Consider the following 18929-nt stretch of genomic DNA (forward strand, 5'->3'; position numbering starts at 1 on the left):
TGAGCTTATGAAACTGTGCCGCGCCATTGGCGTTTCACTCGGTCGAGCTTTCCAATTTTATCGTAAATTCGAGCGACCGTCATTCAAGCATCCAATCGCTCATGACTAGCTTGCCTCATGCGGATTCCCTCACAATTTAACGATTCCAGCCTTTATGGCACCCGATCACGGGAAGCGGGGCAAACGCGTCGACGGACGCCGCCCCCCGGCGGAACGTCACGAAGGCTGGTCCGGATGGCGGTTGCGTTCGCATTGGTTGTGGTGGTGATGAGACAAGCACGCCAGCCAGGCATGTACGAAGTTTTCTTTGCAGATCCGCAATCGACCGTGAATGAAAACGCCGCCGCGAGCCAAGCGGGACATGTGATGCGTGTACCTCTAAAGGCGACACTGCCAGCTGGATCGAACACGGACAGCAATCCGACTTGGACGCTCGCTCCCCAGTGGGTGGAGCGAATGGATCTTGAATTGCAACGTGATTGGGTGGCGTCGTTGCTTTCGATCGAGAGCACGCTCCGACTTCCCTCCGCTGACCGGCCCTCTGACTGGCCCGCTGACTGGCCCGCTGACTGGCCCGCTGACTGGCCCGCTGACTGGCCCGCTGACGACGAAAAACAAAGCTTCCTTTGGCGCGGCGTTACGACGGATCAGGTCGAGCAGTCGGCAGAAATTTTGCGTGGAGTGTCGGGGACAGACGCCCCCCCGCAAACGATCGGCGTGCTTGAGCAGCTCGAGCAGCTTGCGAGTGATATCGAATCAGAAACTGTCACCCGAGCAAACCTCGTCAAATGGTCGCGATGGTGGCGTCCGACACTTGAGGCTCTTGACCAAGCCGCTTTGTCACGAGTCAAAGATGGGACATTTTGGAGCGGCGACGACAGCGACGCGTTCTATTTGCAATTGGCCCGCGTCGATCAACTCGGTACCTCGCATGCGATCGGCATTGGGACGGTGCAGCTGCTGCAGCAGCCAGACGTTTACCGTGGTCATGAGTTGCGTCTAAACGGTCATGTGAAACTGGCGGAGCGAATCACTGCGAAGGCAAACCGTTGTGGGATCGACGAGTACTGGAAGCTATGGGTGTTGCCTGATGATGGTGGCGTCAGACCGATGATTTTGATCACACCCACTATTCCACAGTCGATCCGGTTGATGCTTCAGCCGGACGGGACGCCCAGTCGCCAAGCAAGTATGTCACAGCAAGACCGTGTGGTCGCTGTAGGCAGGTTTATGAAACGTTTGCCCTATCGGTCTTCTGTCGGTGCGGATATCGCACCGGTATTGATCGGGCGGATCGAGTGGCCAAACACGAATGACGTTCTCGTCGCGACGGAGACACCGGAATTGTCTGCCCAGACTAAAGCAGAGAAACCAATCGCAGGGCTGACGAGGTTCGATTGGGGCGGAATTTTGATTGCGATCACGACGGGAGTGGTTTTAGCTTTTGTCTTAATGAATCGTGCGGCGAAGGAAGCCCAGCGGACACGTCAAATGCGACAAGCTTCACATCAGTTGACCGGTTTTGATGCTGCCAGATTAAACGTCACACTCGATGTCAATTCGGAGGATGCGCCATGAACTTGCGGCAGGCGATCATCGTGTTTTTATGCTGCTGTGGTGTTGCACTTCAATCACCGCTGGTCAGTGCAAGTTCAGCGTTAGAACTGCTCGGCGGTTTTGATCGTCAGCGTGTCCAAGCTTGCTATCCCGTTGACGATGCTGGGTCTGCTGCCGAGATGGCAAAATTGCTGTACCGGTTACGTGGGACGAACGAAGAACAGTTACAGAAACGCGTGACGCGATCGACGGACAGCAGCGTCGCAGGCACACCCGTCCCTGGCGACGTCGTCCAAGTTGATGGATCGATCGATGCGATCAAGCAGTATCCGTTGCCGGAGGATCTGCGTGAATACTTGGAGATGCCAGCCTTCCAGGAAGTCGTACTATCGACAGAAGCTGGCTTCAAAGTATCCGTTTTCGCACCGCCATTGGCCGGGCAAATTGCGAAGGGGGATCGGATTTCGGCGACAGCAATTTTGGTTGCCCGCGCTGACGAGTCGATCGCTTATGCGGCGGGGCGACTGGCTTGGTATCCGAAGCAGCCCACACGTGAGGGTTGGAAGCTGTTGGCCGGTGTTGATTTCGATCTGAGCTTGATCGCCGGAGCTGCATCGCGAAATCGACGAGTGCTCGAAGCCGATGACCATGACGCGTTCTACGGACTGTTGAATGCGTCTGCGAAAGTCCAAGCGGATTCGACCTTTGCAGGTCAGAACGCTACCGACGTCGACCCGGTCGCACTCCTGACGAAACCGGCAGAGTTCTACGGAGAATGGATCGAAATGGATGCCTCTACGGTACGGATTTCGCAGATCGCAATCGATTCCGCCGAGATCGCACAACAGCTGGGGCAGGATCATTATTTCCAAATCGACGCCAGCGGTGATCTCGGCAAAAAATCTTGCAGTTGCAACGTGCCGAAGGCGAGATTGGTCCGCCGATTCAGATGAGCGGGACCTATCCGATTACGTTCGTTGCGGTGAAGTTACCGGCATTTTTGGAAAAAGAATTTGCGCGGCAAAACGCCCTGGTTGCGTTGGTCAGCTATCCGGTTTCGGTCAAAGGTTTTTTCTATCGTTTGTGGAGCTATCGAAACGCGTTCATGACCAAAGAGGGTGGCGGCAAGCAGGTGGGCCCGTTGATCGTCGCCGCAACCTGGAATTCTCGCTTGGATCCGAGCCTTGATGAGCCATCCGGGATTGCCTGGTTCGGCTATACTTTGGCCTTTGTAATCCTTATGGCCGTCGTCGCGACCGTGATTTGGCAATCAAAAAACTCACGCCAAGACGCCGCGATCCGCAAGCGGAACCGGAAACCGGTTTTGATCGATTTACCGAGCGATCTGTCCGGCAACTTTTCGGGGATGCCTGACGTTGATCCGGAAAGCCCACCATCAGTTGATCGGGATCCATGACACAGCTGTCAATTTGGTCTCGACGGACGCAAAACTTTGCATCGTGCAAGGCCACTTGACCGCCGTCGCCAGGTGGAGAGGATGGTGCGCTAGATCGGCGGGACGGCCGCCGCGATGGTTTTGAACCCTCTAACGCCAAAGAAGACCACCATGCGTCGCGCAAAAATTTCGATTATCGGAGCCGGAAATGTAGGAGCGACCTGTGCGCATTGGTGCGCCTCGGCCGAACTCGGCGACATCGTCCTGCTCGATATCCCACAAACCGAAGACATGCCAGCCGGTAAAGCGCTGGACCTGATGCAGTCGTCGCCGATCATGGGGTTCGATTCCAACGTCATCGGTACCACCAACTATGACGATACCGCGGACAGCGACGTGATCGTCGTCACCGCCGGAATTCCACGTAAACCAGGAATGAGCCGCGACGATTTGTTGGCGACCAACGCCAAGATCGTGACCAGTGTCGGCGAGCAAATCAAAAAGTCGAGCCCCAACGCCGTCGTCATCGTCGTCAGCAATCCGCTTGACGCGATGGTCCAGCAGATGTGGAAAGTCACCGGTTTTGAGCCCGCGAAGGTTTGTGGCCAAGCAGGTGTTTTGGATACCGCGCGATATCGCACGTTCTTGGCAATGGAGCTGGGCGTTAGCGTCGAAGACATCAGCGCTCTGCTGATGGGCGGCCACGGCGACACGATGGTTCCGATCCCAAGCTGCACCAGCGTCGGCGGGATTCCTGTGACCCAGTTGATCGACCCAGCCCGCTTGGAAGAAATCGTCGAACGCACCCGTAAAGGTGGTGCCGAGATCGTGTCGCTGCTGAAGACCGGTAGTGCTTACTACGCACCGGCTGCGGCGTGTGCGCAAATGGTCGAAGCGGTTGTCAAAGACAAGAAGCGTTGCATCCCCGTCGCCGCATTGTGCGACAAGGAATACGGCGTTGGCGGCTACTACGTCGGCGTTCCCGTCATCATGGGCAGCGGCGGTGTTGAGAAGGTCATCGAGCTGAGCCTGACCGAATCGGAAACGGCTGATTTCAAAAAGAGCGTCGATGCCGTCAAAGGCTTGGTCGCGACGATGGACGAATTGCTAAGCGCGTAACGACTTGGCATCGTGCTGATCGAACGTGCTGATCTAAATCGGCAACCTATCAAGTAGCAACTCGGCCGGTGTTAAAACCGGCCGTTTTTGTTGGCCAGCATCGGGATGGGCGATCTGCCTACGGTGCTTCTAGCCCAGCCATCTCGCAAAGGTGGGCATCGGCGACCGGTTGTGGGCAGCTCCAGACAAGAAAGAAAAACGCTTGCTGACAAAACCGGGCGACCGGATGTTCTTTCATCAGTCCAGCGCCTTTCGCGGTGGTCATCGCTGCCGCAGTGGTTCGTTGTACCAGTCGGTTGGCTTGATGCCGTAGCTCGGTCAGGTTGACATCGGCTGGTGATTCGCAAGCGTCGAGAAGCTGCTCGAGCAGTATCTCGTGTTCTGCGTTCAAGCTGTCGGTGATGGTGGTGAGGCTTGGTCGCTTTGTCGATTCGGCCGTCATGTATTCCAAAGCCGCCAGTGACAAACCGAGCGCGAGGGCGGATGTTTGAAGTCCCCCTGCACCGCCGGTTTTCTTGGTCGCGTCTGACTTTGCCGACAAGACCTCGTCGGTTGGTCCCGCGATCACAAACGCAGACTTGATTTCAACGGAATCGAGGCGAACGGCATCCGTACAACTGGCTTCCATAGCGATCATTGCTGCGCCAGGTCCTGAATGTAGGTTCGGTGCTATCGCGTCGACCAAGGCAAGAATCTGTGCCCCGTCACTCAGGCTGGCGCCGACCACGATCCAGTCAACGTGTTTTGCGCCAGTGACCCAGGGGATCGAGCCGTTTAAGCGGTAGCCGCCTTCGATCGGTTCGGCAGTGACTGCCGGAGTGGCCAAGTGCCGTCGGCTTGTGGTCAAGTGACTGATACCGACCGATGCGATTCGTTTGCCGCTGGAAAGTTGCTCGATGATTGCTTCGTGGTCGCTCGCGATAGGACTCGCGAGTAGGCGTTTGAGCGCGCCGAGATGCTGGGTGATGATGAACGTGGTCACCAGGTCTGCTTTGGCCAGTGTGATCAGCGTTTCGAGTTGTTGTCGAGCCGGCCATGATGAGAGGCCGGCTAGCCCGCGAAGGATTCCGAACTCGCCACAAGCGGAGAGAGACAGCCCAGGCCAGTTTTTGACGGAGTGCCAACGCGGAGCCAATTCTGCTAGCTGCTTGGCGAGGACATCGAGTTTTGGAGCAGTGTTCTGGTTCATGTCTGCGATCATACCCAGCATCGGGATCCACAACAGAGGCTGTATTGGCGGATAGGACGCCGCAATTTGAGGGTTTTCTTGATTGGGCCCCCGTCATTGTTAAGAAGTATCAACAATAGGAAGGCCCGGTTTGGCGGAGCCAGGCATCCGGCGGGATTTCGATTTCCCGGCCGTTTAACGGGTCAGTCTTGGACGGCTGGCTAACGTTTCGTTGTTCGTAATCTAAACCAACGCAATGATTGAATTGATCCGTTCGATTTATCCCGACAACGTTCAGGAAGTCCAGGCCGGGATCGAAGCTCTGATCGAGAAGTACGGCATCGAGATCAAGGCTGCCGCGAAACAGGGGCCAGATCGATTGTCCGAGAAAGATTCGATCTTGATCACCTACGGCGACAGTTTTCGCTGTGATGGGATCAGTCCGTTGCAATGTTTGCGTGCTTTTGCCGAAGAGCATCTTGGCGAGTGTGTTAGCGCGATCCATTTGCTGCCCTGTTTTCCCTACACTTCCGACGACGGGTTCAGCGTCCAGGATTACTACGAGATCGATCCGGCACTCGGAAACTGGTTCGATATGGAAGAGCTCGGTGAGTCGTACGATTTGATGTTTGACGCAGTGGTGAACCATATCTCGAAAAGCTCGGATTGGTTCCAGGGATACTTGAACGGGGATGCCACGTACGCGGATTACTTTATCGCCGCCGATCCGACCGCGGATTATTCGTCCGTAACCCGCCCGCGGGCCTTGCCACTGTTGCATCCGTTTCAGCGAGGTGACGAAACCGTGCATGTATGGACGACGTTTTCAGAAGACCAAGTCGATTTGAACTTTCACAGCCCGCGGGTGTTGTTGGCGGTGATTGACGTCTTGCTGTTTTATGTCGCGCGTGGCGCAAAGTTTATTCGTCTGGATGCGATCGCGTTTATCTGGAAGGAGCTCGGCACCAGTTGTATGCACCTACCGCAGACCCATGCGATCATTCAGCTCTGTCGTGAGGTGATCGAGCAATTGGATCCCGGTGTCGCGATCATCACCGAAACCAACGTGCCGCACAAGGAAAATATCTCGTACTTCGGTGACGGCACGGACGAAGCACACTTGGTTTACAACTTCACGCTGCCGCCGCTGCTGATGTATTCGTTGCATCAGCAATCGGTCGACACGCTGACCCAGTGGGCCAAGTCGCTGGTTTTACCGAGCGACCAAGTTTGCTTCTTTAATTTCACCGCCAGTCATGATGGTGTTGGAGTGCGTCCACTGCAAGGGATTGTTGAGAACGACGAGATCAATCAGCTTGCCGAGATCGCCCGCGACCATGGCGGCTTTGTTTCGATGCGTGACAACGGGGATGGGACCCAGTCGCCCTACGAAATCAATTGCAATTACTTTGACTTTGCGACCGATCCGGCGATGCCGGACGACACGCGTGTGCAACGATTTTTGTTGACTCAGTCAGTGATGTTGGCGATGCCCGGGGTGCCGGGAATTTACTATCACTCCGTCATTGGATCTGAAAACGATCGTCAGGCCGCGATTGATTCAGGGATTAACCGCCGGATCAATCGGGCAAAGTTGAACCTTCGCCAACTTGCAGGCGAACTCGACCAGCAAGAAAGCATTCGTGGAAAGGTGTTTGGTCGCTACAAGGCGATGCTGCATGCTCGCGGGGAACACGCGGCGTTCGACCCTTTCGGTAAAGCGGAATACGAGTCCTCCGGCCCCGTGTTTGTGATCACACGGACGGCAGACGAGCTGACGTTGTTCGCTGCACACAACTTTTCGGACCAACAACAAGTGATCTTATTGCCATCCGGTGAGCTGACGGATGCTTTGACGGGCGAATGTTTTGGGAGCCGTAGTACCGAAGAGTGCGCGGTGACGCTACAACCATTCGAGTTTAAGTGGTTGAAAACGTCCTAACCCATCTCCCAACGCAGCCTGATGAATGTTTTGATCGTCCCGGACAAGTTCAAAGGATCGCTCACTGCCAGCGAAGTGATCGTGGCGATCGAATCAGGTTTACGTCGCCAACAGCCTGGCATCAACTTGCACCACGTTGTCGCATCGGACGGAGGTGACGGGTTCTTGGAAGCTGTCGCGGAGTGTCGCGCTGGGTTGGAAATGGTTGAGTGCAGGACTTGCGATCCGCTGGGGCGATCGATCGTGGCCGAATATGGTTGGGACGCCGAAAACGCGACGGCCTATGTCGAAATGGCGCGTGCAAGCGGCATGGAATTGCTGGATGTGGAGGAACGCAATCCGGCAGTCGCGTCGACCGAAGGCACCGGTCGTTTGATCGTTGACGCGATCAAGAATGGTGCCAAAAAAGTCTATGTCGGTTTGGGCGGTAGTGCGACCAATGATGGCGGATGCGGAATCGCCAAGGCCTTCGGCTATCGATTCGTCGATGGTGTCGGAGAAACGGTCGATCCAGTAGGCGGGCGTTTGCACGAGATCCGCCGAATCGATTCGTCAGCGGTGTTGGAAGGGCTGTCCGACGTGCAGGTCATCGCGGTCAACGATGTCTCGAATCCTTTGCTAGGCTCGCAGGGGGCGGCGCGCGTCTATGCCCCGCAAAAAGGTGCCGATGCGGCAATGGTCAAGCGTCTGGAAATTGGGCTGAACCATTTGCAGTCCGTTGTGGTCACACAGTTGCAACTCGACGAAGGAGACGAGCCTGGCGCTGGTGCGGCCGGCGGGACTGGGTATGGGCTAAAGGTGTTCCTTGGTGGTCAGTTCATTTCTGGCGTTGAGTTCGTCTTGGCGTTGGCTGGTATGGAGCGTTTGTTGGCCGGGGGGAAGATCGACTTGATCATTACTGGCGAAGGTCGCATTGATGATCAGACCAGTTACGGAAAACTCGTTCGTGGTGTCGCCGATGTGGGGCGGAAGTACGGTGTTCCGGTGAAGGCGATCTGTGGTGTGCTGGAGATGAAGGAGCGTTCGGTCGAGGACCTGGGGCTGGAGGCTGTGGTGCAGATCCACGATCCGGCAAGGCCGATCGAAGAGACGATTGAGCAAGCGGCGTCGCTGGTGCAAGCGGCAGCGGCGAAGTTGCTGGCGGGATGAGAAGGATCGGCTAAAGCCTAGACTCCAACGGGTTGTTGGAGTTCGATTAGAGAGAGGTGACTTGTGAGTGTGGTGTTGGCGGTGGAGCCGCAGCTTGGCTGTGACGAGTTCATTGATGTGCTGAAGCGTTCGACGCTTGCGGAGCGACGGCCGGTCGATCGACTTGATGTGATCGAAGGAATGCTTCGCCAAGCGGATGTGATCGCGACAGCACGTGACGCATCAGGTTTGCTCGTAGGAGTGGCCCGGTCGATCACCGATTTTCATTACTGCACGTACCTGTCGGACTTGGCGGTCGATGTGCAGTGTCAGCGTCAGGGTATTGGCAAGCGGCTGATTGAGTTTTCGCATCAGCAGGCTGGCCTGGCGACGAATTTGATTTTGCTTGCGGCACCGGCGGCGGAGAGCTATTACCCGCACATCGGGATGCAGTCACACGGTTCGTGTTGGATCCGGCGAGCTCAGTAGGCTGCGGATGTTTTTGTAGGGAAACGGTGCGGGGAGGGACTCATCGCTTCGTCCACTACGGTTGGAACGCTGCGGGGTGATCATAGAAAAAGCCTCCCATCGGCGAACCGATGGGAGGCTTTCGTTATTTAGCAATCGAAGCGGAGTGCTTAGTTAGCTGGTGGGAACAGCGGGCCTTCGCCGCTTCCGAGTCCACCCTTCAGCTCGCCTTCTTGTGCAGGCACTTCGCTTGCTTCGGCGGCTTCGGCAGCAGCTGCTGCACGCTCTTCTTCTTCGCCCCACTCGACACGTTTGAGCGACAGACCGATCTTTCGTTCGTCGGTATCGACACGCAGGACTTTGACTTCGATTTCGTCGCCAACTTTGACAACTTCTTCTGGGTTTTCGACTTTGTGCTCAGCCAATTCGCTGATGTGCAGCAAGCCTTCCAGGCCGTCTTCCAGACCGATGAAGACACCGAAGTTGGTGATCTTGGTGACGGTACCCTTGACCAGTTGGCCAGGTTGGTACTTGTCTGGAATGTCGCCGTCCCATGGGTCGTTGTCCAGTTGCTTCAGGCCGAGGGCGATACGACGGCGTTGCTCGTCGACGCTCAACACGCGGCACTGAAGTTCTTGGCCTTTTTCCAGGACTTCGCTTGGGTGACCGATTTTGCGGGTCCAAGACATGTCGCTGACGTGAAGCAAGCCGTCGATGCCTTCTTCCAGTTCGATGAACGCACCGTAGTTGGTGAGGTTGCGAACCTTGCCGTTGACATCCGAACCTTCTGGGTAACGTTCGAGGACGTCTTCCCAGGGGTTCTTTTGGGTTTGCTTCATACCCAGTGAAAGCTGTTGGCCTTCGGGGTCGACACCCAAGATCTTGACTTCGATCTTGTCGCCGATGTTGACCAGTTCGCTGGGGTGATTGACGCGTTTGGTCCAGCTCATCTCGCTGATGTGAACCAGGCCTTCGATGCCTGGTTCCAGTTTGACGAACGCACCGTAGCTCATCACGTTGACGACTTCGCCCATGTGGTTCGAATCGACAGGGTACTTCTGTTCGATGTTTTCCCATGGGTTGCGGTCTTTCTGCTTCAGACCCAAAGCGATCTTTTGCTTTTCGCGGTCGATGTGCAGAACCTTGACTTCGATTTCTTGGTCGATCGAAACCATTTCGGTTGGGTGCGAGATACGCTCCCAAGCCATGTCGGTGATGTGCAACAGACCGTCGATGCCGCCCAGGTCGACGAACGCACCGAAGTCGGCGATGTTCTTGACGATACCTTTGCGGATTTGGCCGACTTCGAGTTCTTGCATCAAGAACGCACGATCTTCTTCGCGCTGGTTCTCGATCAGCGAACGACGGCTGATGACGATGTTGCGGCGGGTGTCGTCGATCTTCAAGACTTCGGCTTGGATCACGCGGCCGATGAAATCGCCGATGTCGCCGGGGCGACGGATATCCACTTGGCTGCCTGGCAAGAAGACATCGACGCCGATGTTGACCAGCAAACCGCCCTTGATTTTGCGGATAACCCAACCGGTAACGACTTGGCCTTCGCCGATCGTCGAGATGATCTTTTCCCACTCGATGATCTTCTCGGCTTTTTCCTTACTCAGGGAGATCATCCCGTAAGGATCGTCAGCAGCACCGTAGTTGTCCTCCATCTCTTCGATCAGGACGCGAACGATGTCGCCAACTTTGGGCTTGGGCTCTTCGGGACCCCATTCGTTCAGGTTGACGGTACCTTCGCTCTTGAAGCCAACGTCAATCAAGGCCCACTCGTCGTTCATTTCGACGATCTTGCCGTCGACGATCTGGCCTTGGCTGTAATCCTGCTGCTCGGCATGCTGCAGAAAATCGAGCAGCCAATCTTCCGTTTCCTCTTCTGGCGCTAGGCTCGCCAGATCGTCGAGCATGTCGTCGTCTTCGAGGGAACGGATCAGATTGCGGTTAACCATGTGTCTTTCCGGTTGAATCGATACAAGCAGCGCTCACGAAGGGTGCGAATGGCAGATGCGTCTGGAGACCACTAGCGTGGGGTCTCGAGCCAGACGCCGCGAAGGAGGAGAGGTGTCCATCGTTCGCAAAAGGCGATCGCTGTGACTTGCTCGCGGCAGATTCAGGGGGTTGGTGGAGTAATTTGAACGCTTTGCACGTCGTTCGATTCGCAAAAGGTTGCTAAAGATGCGATCGAAGGCAGTCGAAGAGCCGGTTTATTCGGCAATCGAGGCAAAGTCCGGGCAACTTACCCGGATCCAATTCGCGTGAAGCTAGCAGACACCGCTACTGGCGGCAATGGCAAGTCGGCAGTTCTCGCCGATTGTTCTCAAGGCAGGCCGATGTGTTCTTCAGACAGACTGGATACTCCTCCATTCGGCTGGAGTCGTTTCGTCAGTCCAACCTGTCTGATTTTGATCGGTCCGAACCGGCAAAATAGTCCGATTTTGCCGTTCCGGTTTCAGTTTTCGATCGCAGCAGGCGGCATGCAAGCCGTACTGGCGATCTTGCGATCACTCTTCAGCGACGTTGACGTAGACCTTCAACGCGTCTTTTTCTTCGACCAGCAGACGCATCATTTCCTGGTAGTTGTCCAGGCCCTCGACGGGGTGGGTCAGGATCTTTTCCAAGACGCCGGGGAACATCATCTCGCCCAAAGCCAGGTCGCGGATGCCGCTTTCGAAGTGCGTGCGGTTGCCGTTGACGCTGCCGAGGAGGAGCTTGTTGCCCAGAACCCAGTTCAGGTTGACGCTGTCGGAAGGGATTTCCAGATTCTTGTCGCCGCCGGTGATGCTGGTCCAGACGACCACACCGTTGTGTCCGACATGCTGCATCGCTTGGAATGCCAGCGTGCTGCTGCCGGTCGCGTCGACGATCAAGTCTGGCTTGCCCGTCTTCTTGACGAGGTCTTCCATCGAGGTTTCGCGGGTGCTGATATAGTTCGCTTCCATCCCGGTGACGATGTCACTTTTCAGGTTCGGAGCTTCACCGCGTGCCAGCGTGTAGACTTCCAAGCCGCGCAGTTTCAGGATCAGCGTGGTCAGCAAACCGATCTGGCCCGAGCCCAAGACATAAGCCAGGCGTGGGCGCCAGACTTTCATCCGTTGTTGCGCTTCGTACGCTTGTTGGACCGCTTTGGCTGCACAGCTCATCGGCTCCATCAGCACGTGCAGGTGCTTCAGTCCTTCTGGGACTCGGACGATGTACTCTTCCTCGTCGACGAACTTTTCGGTCATGAAACCGTGGCGGAGGTTGATGCCGCGTTCGTAGTACGTCTCTTCGCTGGTCATGTCGTTGGTGCCGATCATGTCATAGATCGACCCGCCCGGGCGGCGAACGGTCGCGGTGACGTAATCGCCAGGCTTGACGCGGCGGACGTTCGGGCCGACTGCTTCGACGACGCCAAACGATTCGTGCCCGATGACCAAGTGGCTGTCACCTTCGGGGGCGTTGCCATAGAGGGCTTCGTTGATTTCTCGGTCGGTCGCGTCGACTCCGACTTTCAGCGTTTTCACCAAAACGCCATTGCCGTCGGGGAATGCGTCGAGGGTGGGTTCAGGGATCTCTGTCAGGTGGACGCTGTTGGGGGTGCCCGGTTTAACCGCGACGGCTTTCATGGCAAGTGGCTGCTGGAGAGGTCGTATGGAAAGGAATGCCGCAAGCAGATCGCTTCAGCTTTGAACGTTGGTAGGAAGGATTACAGGACACGTTGAATCGCGGAAAGCCCCTCTGTTCTGGCGGATGTTTATGACGCCCTAAAAGAATTCAAACGGGGAGAACAAAGGTTTCAATGCCCTGTAAAACGCGAATCCTACCAAGCGGCGGCGTCGTGCATTAGGGGGCGACGAACACGGCATTTTAACGTGTTTGGAGGTGTCGGTGGCGACCAGGTGGGGGTGGCGGATTAGCGACCGACGGAATTCCCGATGCTCCGAATAGACCCTGCAATGGTGCAGGGAGTGCCGTTAATGCGATTACATTGGGTGGTTCGCTTTGTTTTTTAACAACACTAGTTGTCAAAAATGCCGACGGTTGCAAGAGTAAGAGTAGTTGCGAGTCGAATACTCGCTGTAAATTCCTCCCTGCACCTTCGATTCTGGTCATGCGTACAGCTAACGGCAAGTCCGACAACTCGGCGGCCGATCATGCGGTTGTCCGCTCGGTCGACCGGGAGTTGCTGCGAGCGATCCCGGCGGGAGAGCTGGTGGGAATCGGCGAATTGATCGACAAGCTGGGTGTCACGGCGACGGCGGTTCGTCAACGCGTCGATCGAATGCTCGATCGCGGCCTGATCGAACGAGAGAAGGTGGTGGCTGGTCGAGGCCGACCGACATATCAGTACCGACTGACTGACCAAGGACGTCGCACCAATAGCGCCGACTCGACAGAGCTTGCTGAAGCAATGTGGCAGGAGGTGCTGGCGATCGAGGACCTCGAAGTTCGCGAGCGTTTGTTGGCAGGAATCGCCAAACGCCTCGGTAAAGAATACGCCAATCGGCTTCACGAAGCCCGTTTGGATGGCAGCGCACCGCTTGAAGATCGGATGCGTCTGCTGAGCAAGTTGCTTTCCGAACGCCGCGTCAATAGTGACGTTGTGTCCGAAGGCGAGCTGCCGGTTTTGGATATTAGTTCTTGTCCGTTTCCGACGCTTGCCAACGGCGAACACGATCATTCGATGTGTCGTCTGGAAGAGCTGTTGTTGTCCGAGGCATTAGGAAAACCAGTTCAGCTAAGCCAGTGTCGCAAAGACGGCGATGCGTGCTGCCAGTTCGCACCGGCGGAAACGCTCGAAGCGAAACCAATCGGAGTCAGCGGACGACTTCGCCAAACGGATGCCGAGCGGGAATCGTCCGCTGCGGAATCTGCCAACGTCTCGCGGGGCTGAGACGAGACGCGAGCCGAAATATGAACTCGGTCGCGATGCCCCACACGAATACCGAACATTTGTCATTCACAACGTTTCACACACCGAAGTCAACTTAAAGAAGTCAAGCGAATATGACGCACGTCTTGAAAATCGAAGACCTTCACGTTTCCGTCGGCGACAAGCCGATCCTGCGAGGCGTCAACCTGACCATCAATCACGGCGAGACCCACGCGCTGATGGGGCCCAACGGTAGCGGCAAAAGCACGCTCGGTTTGGCGATCATGGGGCATCCCGGATACGAAGTCACCGGCGGTTCGATCACACTTGATGGTGCCGACGTGCTGGACATGGAACCCGATGAACGAGCTCGCGCCGGGATCTTCATGGCTTTCCAACGCCCCATGGCAATCCCCGGCGTCAAGATGGCTGACTTCTTGCGTCACGCGACCACCAACGTTCGTCGCCCCGACCGAAAGGAAGGCGAAGAGCTGATCCCGATGCGTGAGTTCCGAAAAGAACTGAAGGACAAGATGGAGCATCTGCGGATGGACGTCGAGTTCGCACGACGTTACGTCAACGACGGTTTCTCCGGTGGTGAGATGAAGCGTGCCGAGATTCTGCAACTGGCAATGCTTCAGCCCAAGTTTGCTGTGCTGGACGAAACCGACTCCGGTTTGGACGCCGACGCGGTTCGCTTGGCCAGCGAGTCGATCGCTGACATCGGTCATCAAAAGATGGGTCTGTTGATCATCACCCACCACGACAAACTTTTGGAACACAACCCACCGCAATTCACCCACGTGATGTTGGGCGGACGGCTTGTCGAAACCGGCGGCAAGGAGTTGGCCGAAGAACTGCACCGCCACGGATACGACCGCATTCGCAAGGCGTACCCAGAAGCGGAAGCACGCAACCAAGAGATGCTCGCCGAAGAAGCGATCGTCTAATTCGTCAGGCACGGTCACTTTGCCATGCTTGATTGCCAACAAAACACTTCACTCCAGGTCGTGGAGATCAAATAGAACGATGAGCACCGACGCACCAAGTAAGCCAGAAATCGGCGAAATCAATAAGTACAATTTCCGCACCGAAACCAAAGGTGTGTTCAAAGCCAAAAAGGGTTTGAACCGTGAAATCGTCAACCAGATTTCGGACATCAAAGACGAACCCGATTGGATGCGCGAGTTCCGCTTGCGCTCACTGGAAATCTTTGAATCGAAGCCGATGCCCAAGTGGGGCGGAAGCATCGACATCGATTTCCAAGACATCTTTTACTACCTCAAGCCGACCGAACAACAAGGCCGTACTTGGGATGACGTTCCCCAAGAGATCAAAGACACCTTTGACAAGTTGGGCATCCCCGAAGCCGAGAAAAAGTTCTTGGCCGGTGTGAAGGCACAGTTCGAAAGTGAAGTCGTTTACGGTTCGCTGGAAGAAGACCTTGCCAAGAAAGGCGTGATCTTCACCGACACCGACACCGCCGTTCGCGAGCATCCAGAATTGCTGCGTGAATACTTCGGCAAAATCATTCCGCCAGAGGACAACAAGTTCGCTGCACTCAACAGCGCGGTTTGGTCGGGTGGTTCGTTCATCTACATTCCCAAGGGTGTGACGATCGATTTCCCATTGCAAGCGTATTTCCGCATCAACGCGGAAAGCATGGGCCAATTCGAGCGGACGCTGATCTTGGTCGATGAAGGAGCCAACGTGCACTATGTCGAAGGCTGCACCGCTCCGATGTACAGTACCGAAAGCTTGCACAGTGCGGTTGTCGAAGTCGTTGTCAAACGCAACGCCCGTTGCCGTTACACCACGATCCAGAACTGGGCGAACAACATCTACAACCTGGTGACCAAGCGAGCGTGGGCCTATGGCGACGCGACCATGGAATGGGTTGACGGAAACTTGGGCAGCAAGTTGACGATGAAGTACCCCGCCGTGCACATGAAAGAACCCGGTGCCCGCGGAGAGATCCTGTCGATCGCTTTCGCAAGTGCTGGTCAACACCAAGACGCCGGTGCCAAGCTGGTTCACGAAGCGCCCAACACCACGGGCCAGATCATCAGCAAAAGTATCAGCAAGAATGGTGGCCGCAGCAGCTACCGTGGCTTGGTCGCGGTTCAACCCGGTGCTCACAACAGCAAGAACAACGTTGTCTGTGACGCATTGATTTTGGACCCGGAAAGCCGCAGCGATACGTATCCGTACATCGAAATCAGCGAGCAAGACGTCCAGATCGGACACGAGGCCAGCGTTTCGCGGATCGGCGAAGAGCAGATGTTCTACTTGTTGTCGCGTGGTCTGACCGAGCAAGAGGCCAGCACGATGATCGTCAATGGTTTCATCGAGCCGCTCGTGAAAGAACTGCCGATGGAATACGCCATCGAAATGAACCGCCTGATCCAACTTCAAATGGAAGGCAGCGTCGGTTAGTCCCGACGCAACACACTTCGGTGGTGATGACGAATCGGCAAGACGGTCACCACCGAAGAGCTTTCGCGCGGGCCGCGAATGACGCGCCCGACATCATGTTTGTTTGACGCCGCGGTGACCGCGAGCGCAACCCAGGCTGCACTTACAAATCCTCCCATAACATTCAATGTCATCTTCCACTGTTCACGCGTTCGATGAAGCCGGATTCGAAGCGTTGCTAGATCACGTGGCCGAGCCAGATTGGCTGGTCGCACTGCGTCGCGAAGCGTTCGAGCACGCTTCCAAAATGGATTGGCCGCACCGCCGGCACGAAGAATGGATCCGCACTGATATCCGCACGTTCCAGCTGAATAAATACGGGCTGCCAAACTTCGCCGGTGCCGAAGCACTGCCGAACAGTCCGCACCAACTGGTCGAAGGCGTCGAGCTTGGTGGCCGAATCGAAACCGTCGATAGCGGTGTCGTGACGCACAGCTTGTCACAAGAATTGGCTGACAAGGGCGTCGTGTTTGGTCCGCTTAGCGAAATTGCCAACTCGCATCCCGATCTGGTTCGCCCGCACCTGTTCACCGCGTTCGACCCTGATCATGACAAGTTCGCTGCTCTGCACGCGGCGTTCATGTCCGGTGGGCAATTCCTTTACGTTCCACGTGGCGTCACCATCACTCAGCCTTTGCACATCGGTTCGATCATGACCGATGGCGGCACCGACACGACTCACACTTTGGTTGTGGTCGAAGAAGGCGCCGAGGCGACCGTACTGCATGAGTCAAACAGCCTGGACCCGAACGCCGGTGGGTTGCACCTCGGTTCGATCGAGCTGATTCAAAAGCCAGGCTCTCATCTGCGTTTCGTAAGCTTGCAAGAGTGGGGTCACAAGGCATACCACTTCGCACAGCAAAAAGCGGTCATTGACCGCGATTGCACTCTGCAGTGGACGATTGCCGCAATGGGATCGATGCTGTCAAAAGTGAACCAAACCGTCGATCTGGTCGGCCCCGGTGCGGACAGCCAAGTCAACGGCGTGATGTTCACCGAAGGTCGCCAGCACTTGGCCTATCACACCCAGCAACACCACCGCGCGCCGAGCTGTCACAGTGACTTTTTGTATAAGTCCGCACAGCAGGATAAGAGTCGCACGGTATGGCGTGGAATGATCAAGGTTGACCCGATCGCCCAAAAGACAGACGGTTATCAGCGAAACGACAACTTGGTTCTTTCGCCAGCGGCGCGTGCGGATTCGATCCCAGGATTGGAAATCGAAGCCGATGATGTGCGTTGCACGCACGGTAGTACGACCAGCAAGGTCGATGAGGAGCAAATTTTCTACGCCCGCTGCCGTGGATTCACGCAGAAGGAAGCAACCCGTATGATCGTGACGGGATTCTTCCAGCAGATCTTTGACCGAATCACGATTGAAAGTGTGCGGGAAGCCCTCGGCGCCGCCATCGCCCGCCAAGTTCGCGAATACGAGTAAGACAATGGCTTTAGCAGAAGACAAGGTCCGTGAATCACTAAAGCAGGTGATTGATCCGGAACTATTCGTTAACATTGTAGACCTGGGATTGATTTACGTCGTCAACATCTTGGATGAGAAGGAAGATGGACGCCACGATGTCCAGGTCGAGATGACAATGACCAGTCCCATGTGCCCGGCAGGACCGCAGTTGGTTGCCGGCGCAAAGGCGGCCGCTGAAGAACTCGAAGAAGTGGACTCCTGCGAGGTCAAAGTGGTGATGGATCCCCCTTGGTCGCCTGATCGTATGACGGATGAGGCAAGGGATCATTTGGGTATCTTTTAGGAAGGGATTGTGTTTTGAAAATCTTCGTCGGTGAGTTTGTCTGCGGAGGCGGATTAGTCGGGGCAACCGACGAAGCAGGTCTGGATGACTTGCGAAGCGAAGGCGAAGCGATGCTCCGTGCACTTGTCGCGGACGTCTCACTATTTGCCGAAACCGTCGTGGTGCTCGACGAGCAACTCGAGGTCGATTGCAACGCAACGACGAAGATTCAATTTGACACGTCGATGCCGCTTTGGGCTCAGTGGGCTGAAGCGGCAAAGGGCTGTGACGCCGCGTTGGTGATCGCACCAGAAGTCGACGGATTGTTGGCCAAAGGTGTCGGCGTGCTTCGCAGTGCCGGAGTCGACGTGATCGCTGGCAGTGGTGACTTTCTTCGCGTCGCCAGCGATAAGCTGCTGACCGCCCAATTGCTACACCGTGCCGGGGTCGCACACCCGCCCTATATCGCGACAGAAGATGAACGCATGATCGGTGTTTTGGCCGATAGCTCGCGGTTTGTGATCAAGCCACGTGACGGCTGTGGCACCCAGGCGATCGAAACATTCGACGACTTCCGCGATGCAAGAAAAGCGTTGAAGTCGAACTCGATCATGCAGGGATGGATGAGCGGGAAAAGTATCTCGATCTCCTATCTTGCGTCCGGGAACTATCAAACGTTTCTGCCGGCTGTCTCTCAGGTTATCAGCGATGGTGACTGTCACTACACCGGCGGTTGTGGACCGCTCGATGACGAATCGCAGCGACGGGCGACTGCTGTCGCATCACGCGCAATCGCGGCAATGCCGCCGACGGCACGCGGTTTCGTTGGTCTCGACCTGATTCTCGGCGACGAACCCAGCCAAGACTGTGTGATCGAAATCAATCCGCGTTTGACGACTTCGTACGTCGGACTGCGTGAAATGATCCACGGCAACATTGCCGCACGTCTATTCGACTTGGAAACCGGTCCGGTCCGATGCAAAGCGACGGTGGATTCCGTTCGCTGGACACGTGATGGCCAAGTCGAATTCGATGCTCCCTTGTTGACCTAGACGATACGGCAGGTC

16 protein-coding genes are annotated in these 18929 nt (G+C 56.1%); 13 read left to right on the forward strand and 3 right to left on the reverse strand.

All coding sequences use genetic code 11. The features are described 5' to 3' along the window. Window positions 1-117 precede the first annotated feature (117 nt). The 4 genes from CGZ80_RS16530 to mdh all read left to right on the forward strand — a co-directional run bounded on the left by CGZ80_RS16530 (window position 118) and on the right by mdh (window position 4072). On the forward strand, window positions 118-1578 hold the full coding sequence (locus CGZ80_RS16530) for a hypothetical protein (RefSeq protein ID WP_094416429.1): 1461 nt from the start codon (window positions 118-120) through the stop codon (window positions 1576-1578). Next, window positions 1575-2510: a hypothetical protein gene (locus CGZ80_RS16535; protein ID WP_094416431.1), complete on the forward strand. Its 936-nt coding sequence runs from the start codon at window positions 1575-1577 to the stop codon at window positions 2508-2510. The genes CGZ80_RS16530 and CGZ80_RS16535 overlap by 4 nt, the downstream gene beginning before the upstream one ends. Beyond that, window positions 2462-2974, forward strand: coding sequence for a hypothetical protein (locus CGZ80_RS16540; protein WP_143543978.1), 513 nt, complete (start codon window positions 2462-2464; stop codon window positions 2972-2974). The genes CGZ80_RS16535 and CGZ80_RS16540 overlap by 49 nt, the downstream gene beginning before the upstream one ends. Before the next feature lie 150 nt (window positions 2975-3124). Next, on the forward strand, window positions 3125-4072 hold the full coding sequence (gene mdh / locus CGZ80_RS16545; RefSeq protein WP_094416435.1) for a malate dehydrogenase: 948 nt from the start codon (window positions 3125-3127) through the stop codon (window positions 4070-4072). 118 nt (window positions 4073-4190) lie between these two features. Here mdh and CGZ80_RS16550 read toward each other — a convergent pair whose 3' ends face one another. After that, on the reverse strand, window positions 4191-5261 hold the full coding sequence (locus tag CGZ80_RS16550) for an acyl-CoA dehydrogenase family protein (protein WP_143543979.1): 1071 nt from the start codon (window positions 5259-5261) through the stop codon (window positions 4191-4193). A gap of 235 nt (window positions 5262-5496) precedes the next feature. On the opposite strand from CGZ80_RS16550, the gene CGZ80_RS16555 reads away from it, so the two are divergent. The 3 genes from CGZ80_RS16555 to CGZ80_RS16565 all read left to right on the forward strand — a co-directional run bounded on the left by CGZ80_RS16555 (window position 5497) and on the right by CGZ80_RS16565 (window position 8799). Next, the gene (locus CGZ80_RS16555) at window positions 5497-7182 is read left to right on the forward strand and encodes an alpha-amylase family glycosyl hydrolase (RefSeq protein ID WP_094416439.1); all 1686 of its coding nucleotides are present in this window, start codon (window positions 5497-5499) and stop codon (window positions 7180-7182) included. Between the two features lie 21 nt (window positions 7183-7203). Next, on the forward strand, window positions 7204-8331 hold the full coding sequence (locus CGZ80_RS16560) for a glycerate kinase (protein WP_094416441.1): 1128 nt from the start codon (window positions 7204-7206) through the stop codon (window positions 8329-8331). Window positions 8332-8394: 63 nt separating this feature from the next. Continuing rightward, a complete protein-coding gene (locus tag CGZ80_RS16565; protein WP_198953718.1) occupies window positions 8395-8799 on the forward strand; it encodes a GNAT family N-acetyltransferase in 405 nt (134 codons plus the stop codon). Between the two features lie 149 nt (window positions 8800-8948). Here CGZ80_RS16565 and CGZ80_RS16570 read toward each other — a convergent pair whose 3' ends face one another. Together CGZ80_RS16570 and CGZ80_RS16575 are read right to left on the reverse strand one after the other, a co-directional pair. Further along, window positions 8949-10742, reverse strand: a complete 1794-nt coding sequence (locus CGZ80_RS16570) for a 30S ribosomal protein S1 (protein WP_094416444.1) — start codon at window positions 10740-10742, stop codon at window positions 8949-8951. A 552-nt stretch (window positions 10743-11294) separates the two neighbouring features. Then, window positions 11295-12398 carry a glucose 1-dehydrogenase gene (locus CGZ80_RS16575; RefSeq protein WP_094416446.1) on the reverse strand — a complete coding sequence of 368 codons (1104 nt, stop codon included), beginning with the start codon at window positions 12396-12398 and terminating at the stop codon, window positions 11295-11297. A 485-nt stretch (window positions 12399-12883) separates the two neighbouring features. Here CGZ80_RS16575 and CGZ80_RS16580 point away from each other — a divergent pair, with 485 nt between their 5' ends. The 6 genes from CGZ80_RS16580 to CGZ80_RS16605 all read left to right on the forward strand — a co-directional run bounded on the left by CGZ80_RS16580 (window position 12884) and on the right by CGZ80_RS16605 (window position 18914). Beyond that, window positions 12884-13666, forward strand: a complete 783-nt coding sequence (locus CGZ80_RS16580; protein ID WP_143543980.1) for a helix-turn-helix transcriptional regulator — start codon at window positions 12884-12886, stop codon at window positions 13664-13666. Window positions 13667-13779: 113 nt separating this feature from the next. Beyond that, complete coding sequence (gene sufC / locus CGZ80_RS16585) at window positions 13780-14595, forward strand: Fe-S cluster assembly ATPase SufC (protein WP_094416448.1); 816 nt, start codon at window positions 13780-13782, stop codon at window positions 14593-14595. Between the two features lie 79 nt (window positions 14596-14674). After that, window positions 14675-16081 carry a Fe-S cluster assembly protein SufB gene (gene sufB, locus CGZ80_RS16590; protein WP_094416450.1) on the forward strand — a complete coding sequence of 469 codons (1407 nt, stop codon included), beginning with the start codon at window positions 14675-14677 and terminating at the stop codon, window positions 16079-16081. Window positions 16082-16247: 166 nt separating this feature from the next. After that, window positions 16248-17558: a Fe-S cluster assembly protein SufD gene (sufD, locus tag CGZ80_RS16595; RefSeq protein WP_094416452.1), complete on the forward strand. Its 1311-nt coding sequence runs from the start codon at window positions 16248-16250 to the stop codon at window positions 17556-17558. A gap of 4 nt (window positions 17559-17562) precedes the next feature. After that, window positions 17563-17883 carry a metal-sulfur cluster assembly factor gene (locus CGZ80_RS16600; protein ID WP_094416454.1) on the forward strand — a complete coding sequence of 107 codons (321 nt, stop codon included), beginning with the start codon at window positions 17563-17565 and terminating at the stop codon, window positions 17881-17883. Between the two features lie 14 nt (window positions 17884-17897). Beyond that, the gene (locus tag CGZ80_RS16605; RefSeq protein ID WP_094416456.1) at window positions 17898-18914 is read left to right on the forward strand and encodes an ATP-grasp domain-containing protein; all 1017 of its coding nucleotides are present in this window, start codon (window positions 17898-17900) and stop codon (window positions 18912-18914) included. Window positions 18915-18929: the final 15 nt, after the last annotated feature.

It is taken from the genome of Rhodopirellula sp. MGV (genome assembly GCF_002251265.1).
GTDB classification, from domain to species: domain Bacteria; phylum Planctomycetota; class Planctomycetia; order Pirellulales; family Pirellulaceae; genus Stieleria; species Stieleria baltica_A.

Excerpts from the sequence above, each read along its gene's own strand:
- CGZ80_RS16530 (WP_094416429.1), top strand. The coding sequence starts at position 118 with ATGCGGATTCCCTCACAATTTAACGATTCCAGCCTTTATGGCACCCGA.
- CGZ80_RS16535 (WP_094416431.1), top strand. The coding sequence starts at position 1,575 with ATGAACTTGCGGCAGGCGATCATCGTGTTTTTATGCTGCTGTGGTGTT.
- mdh (WP_094416435.1), top strand. The coding sequence starts at position 3,125 with ATGCGTCGCGCAAAAATTTCGATTATCGGAGCCGGAAATGTAGGAGCG.
- CGZ80_RS16550 (WP_143543979.1), bottom strand. The coding sequence starts at position 5,261 with ATGAACCAGAACACTGCTCCAAAACTCGATGTCCTCGCCAAGCAGCTA.
- CGZ80_RS16555 (WP_094416439.1), top strand. The coding sequence starts at position 5,497 with ATGATTGAATTGATCCGTTCGATTTATCCCGACAACGTTCAGGAAGTC.
- CGZ80_RS16560 (WP_094416441.1), top strand. The coding sequence starts at position 7,204 with ATGAATGTTTTGATCGTCCCGGACAAGTTCAAAGGATCGCTCACTGCC.
- CGZ80_RS16570 (WP_094416444.1), bottom strand. The coding sequence starts at position 10,742 with ATGGTTAACCGCAATCTGATCCGTTCCCTCGAAGACGACGACATGCTC.
- CGZ80_RS16575 (WP_094416446.1), bottom strand. The coding sequence starts at position 12,398 with ATGAAAGCCGTCGCGGTTAAACCGGGCACCCCCAACAGCGTCCACCTG.
- CGZ80_RS16580 (WP_143543980.1), top strand. The coding sequence starts at position 12,884 with ATGCGTACAGCTAACGGCAAGTCCGACAACTCGGCGGCCGATCATGCG.
- sufC (WP_094416448.1), top strand. The coding sequence starts at position 13,780 with ATGACGCACGTCTTGAAAATCGAAGACCTTCACGTTTCCGTCGGCGAC.
- sufB (WP_094416450.1), top strand. The coding sequence starts at position 14,675 with ATGAGCACCGACGCACCAAGTAAGCCAGAAATCGGCGAAATCAATAAG.
- sufD (WP_094416452.1), top strand. The coding sequence starts at position 16,248 with ATGTCATCTTCCACTGTTCACGCGTTCGATGAAGCCGGATTCGAAGCG.
- CGZ80_RS16600 (WP_094416454.1), top strand. The coding sequence starts at position 17,563 with ATGGCTTTAGCAGAAGACAAGGTCCGTGAATCACTAAAGCAGGTGATT.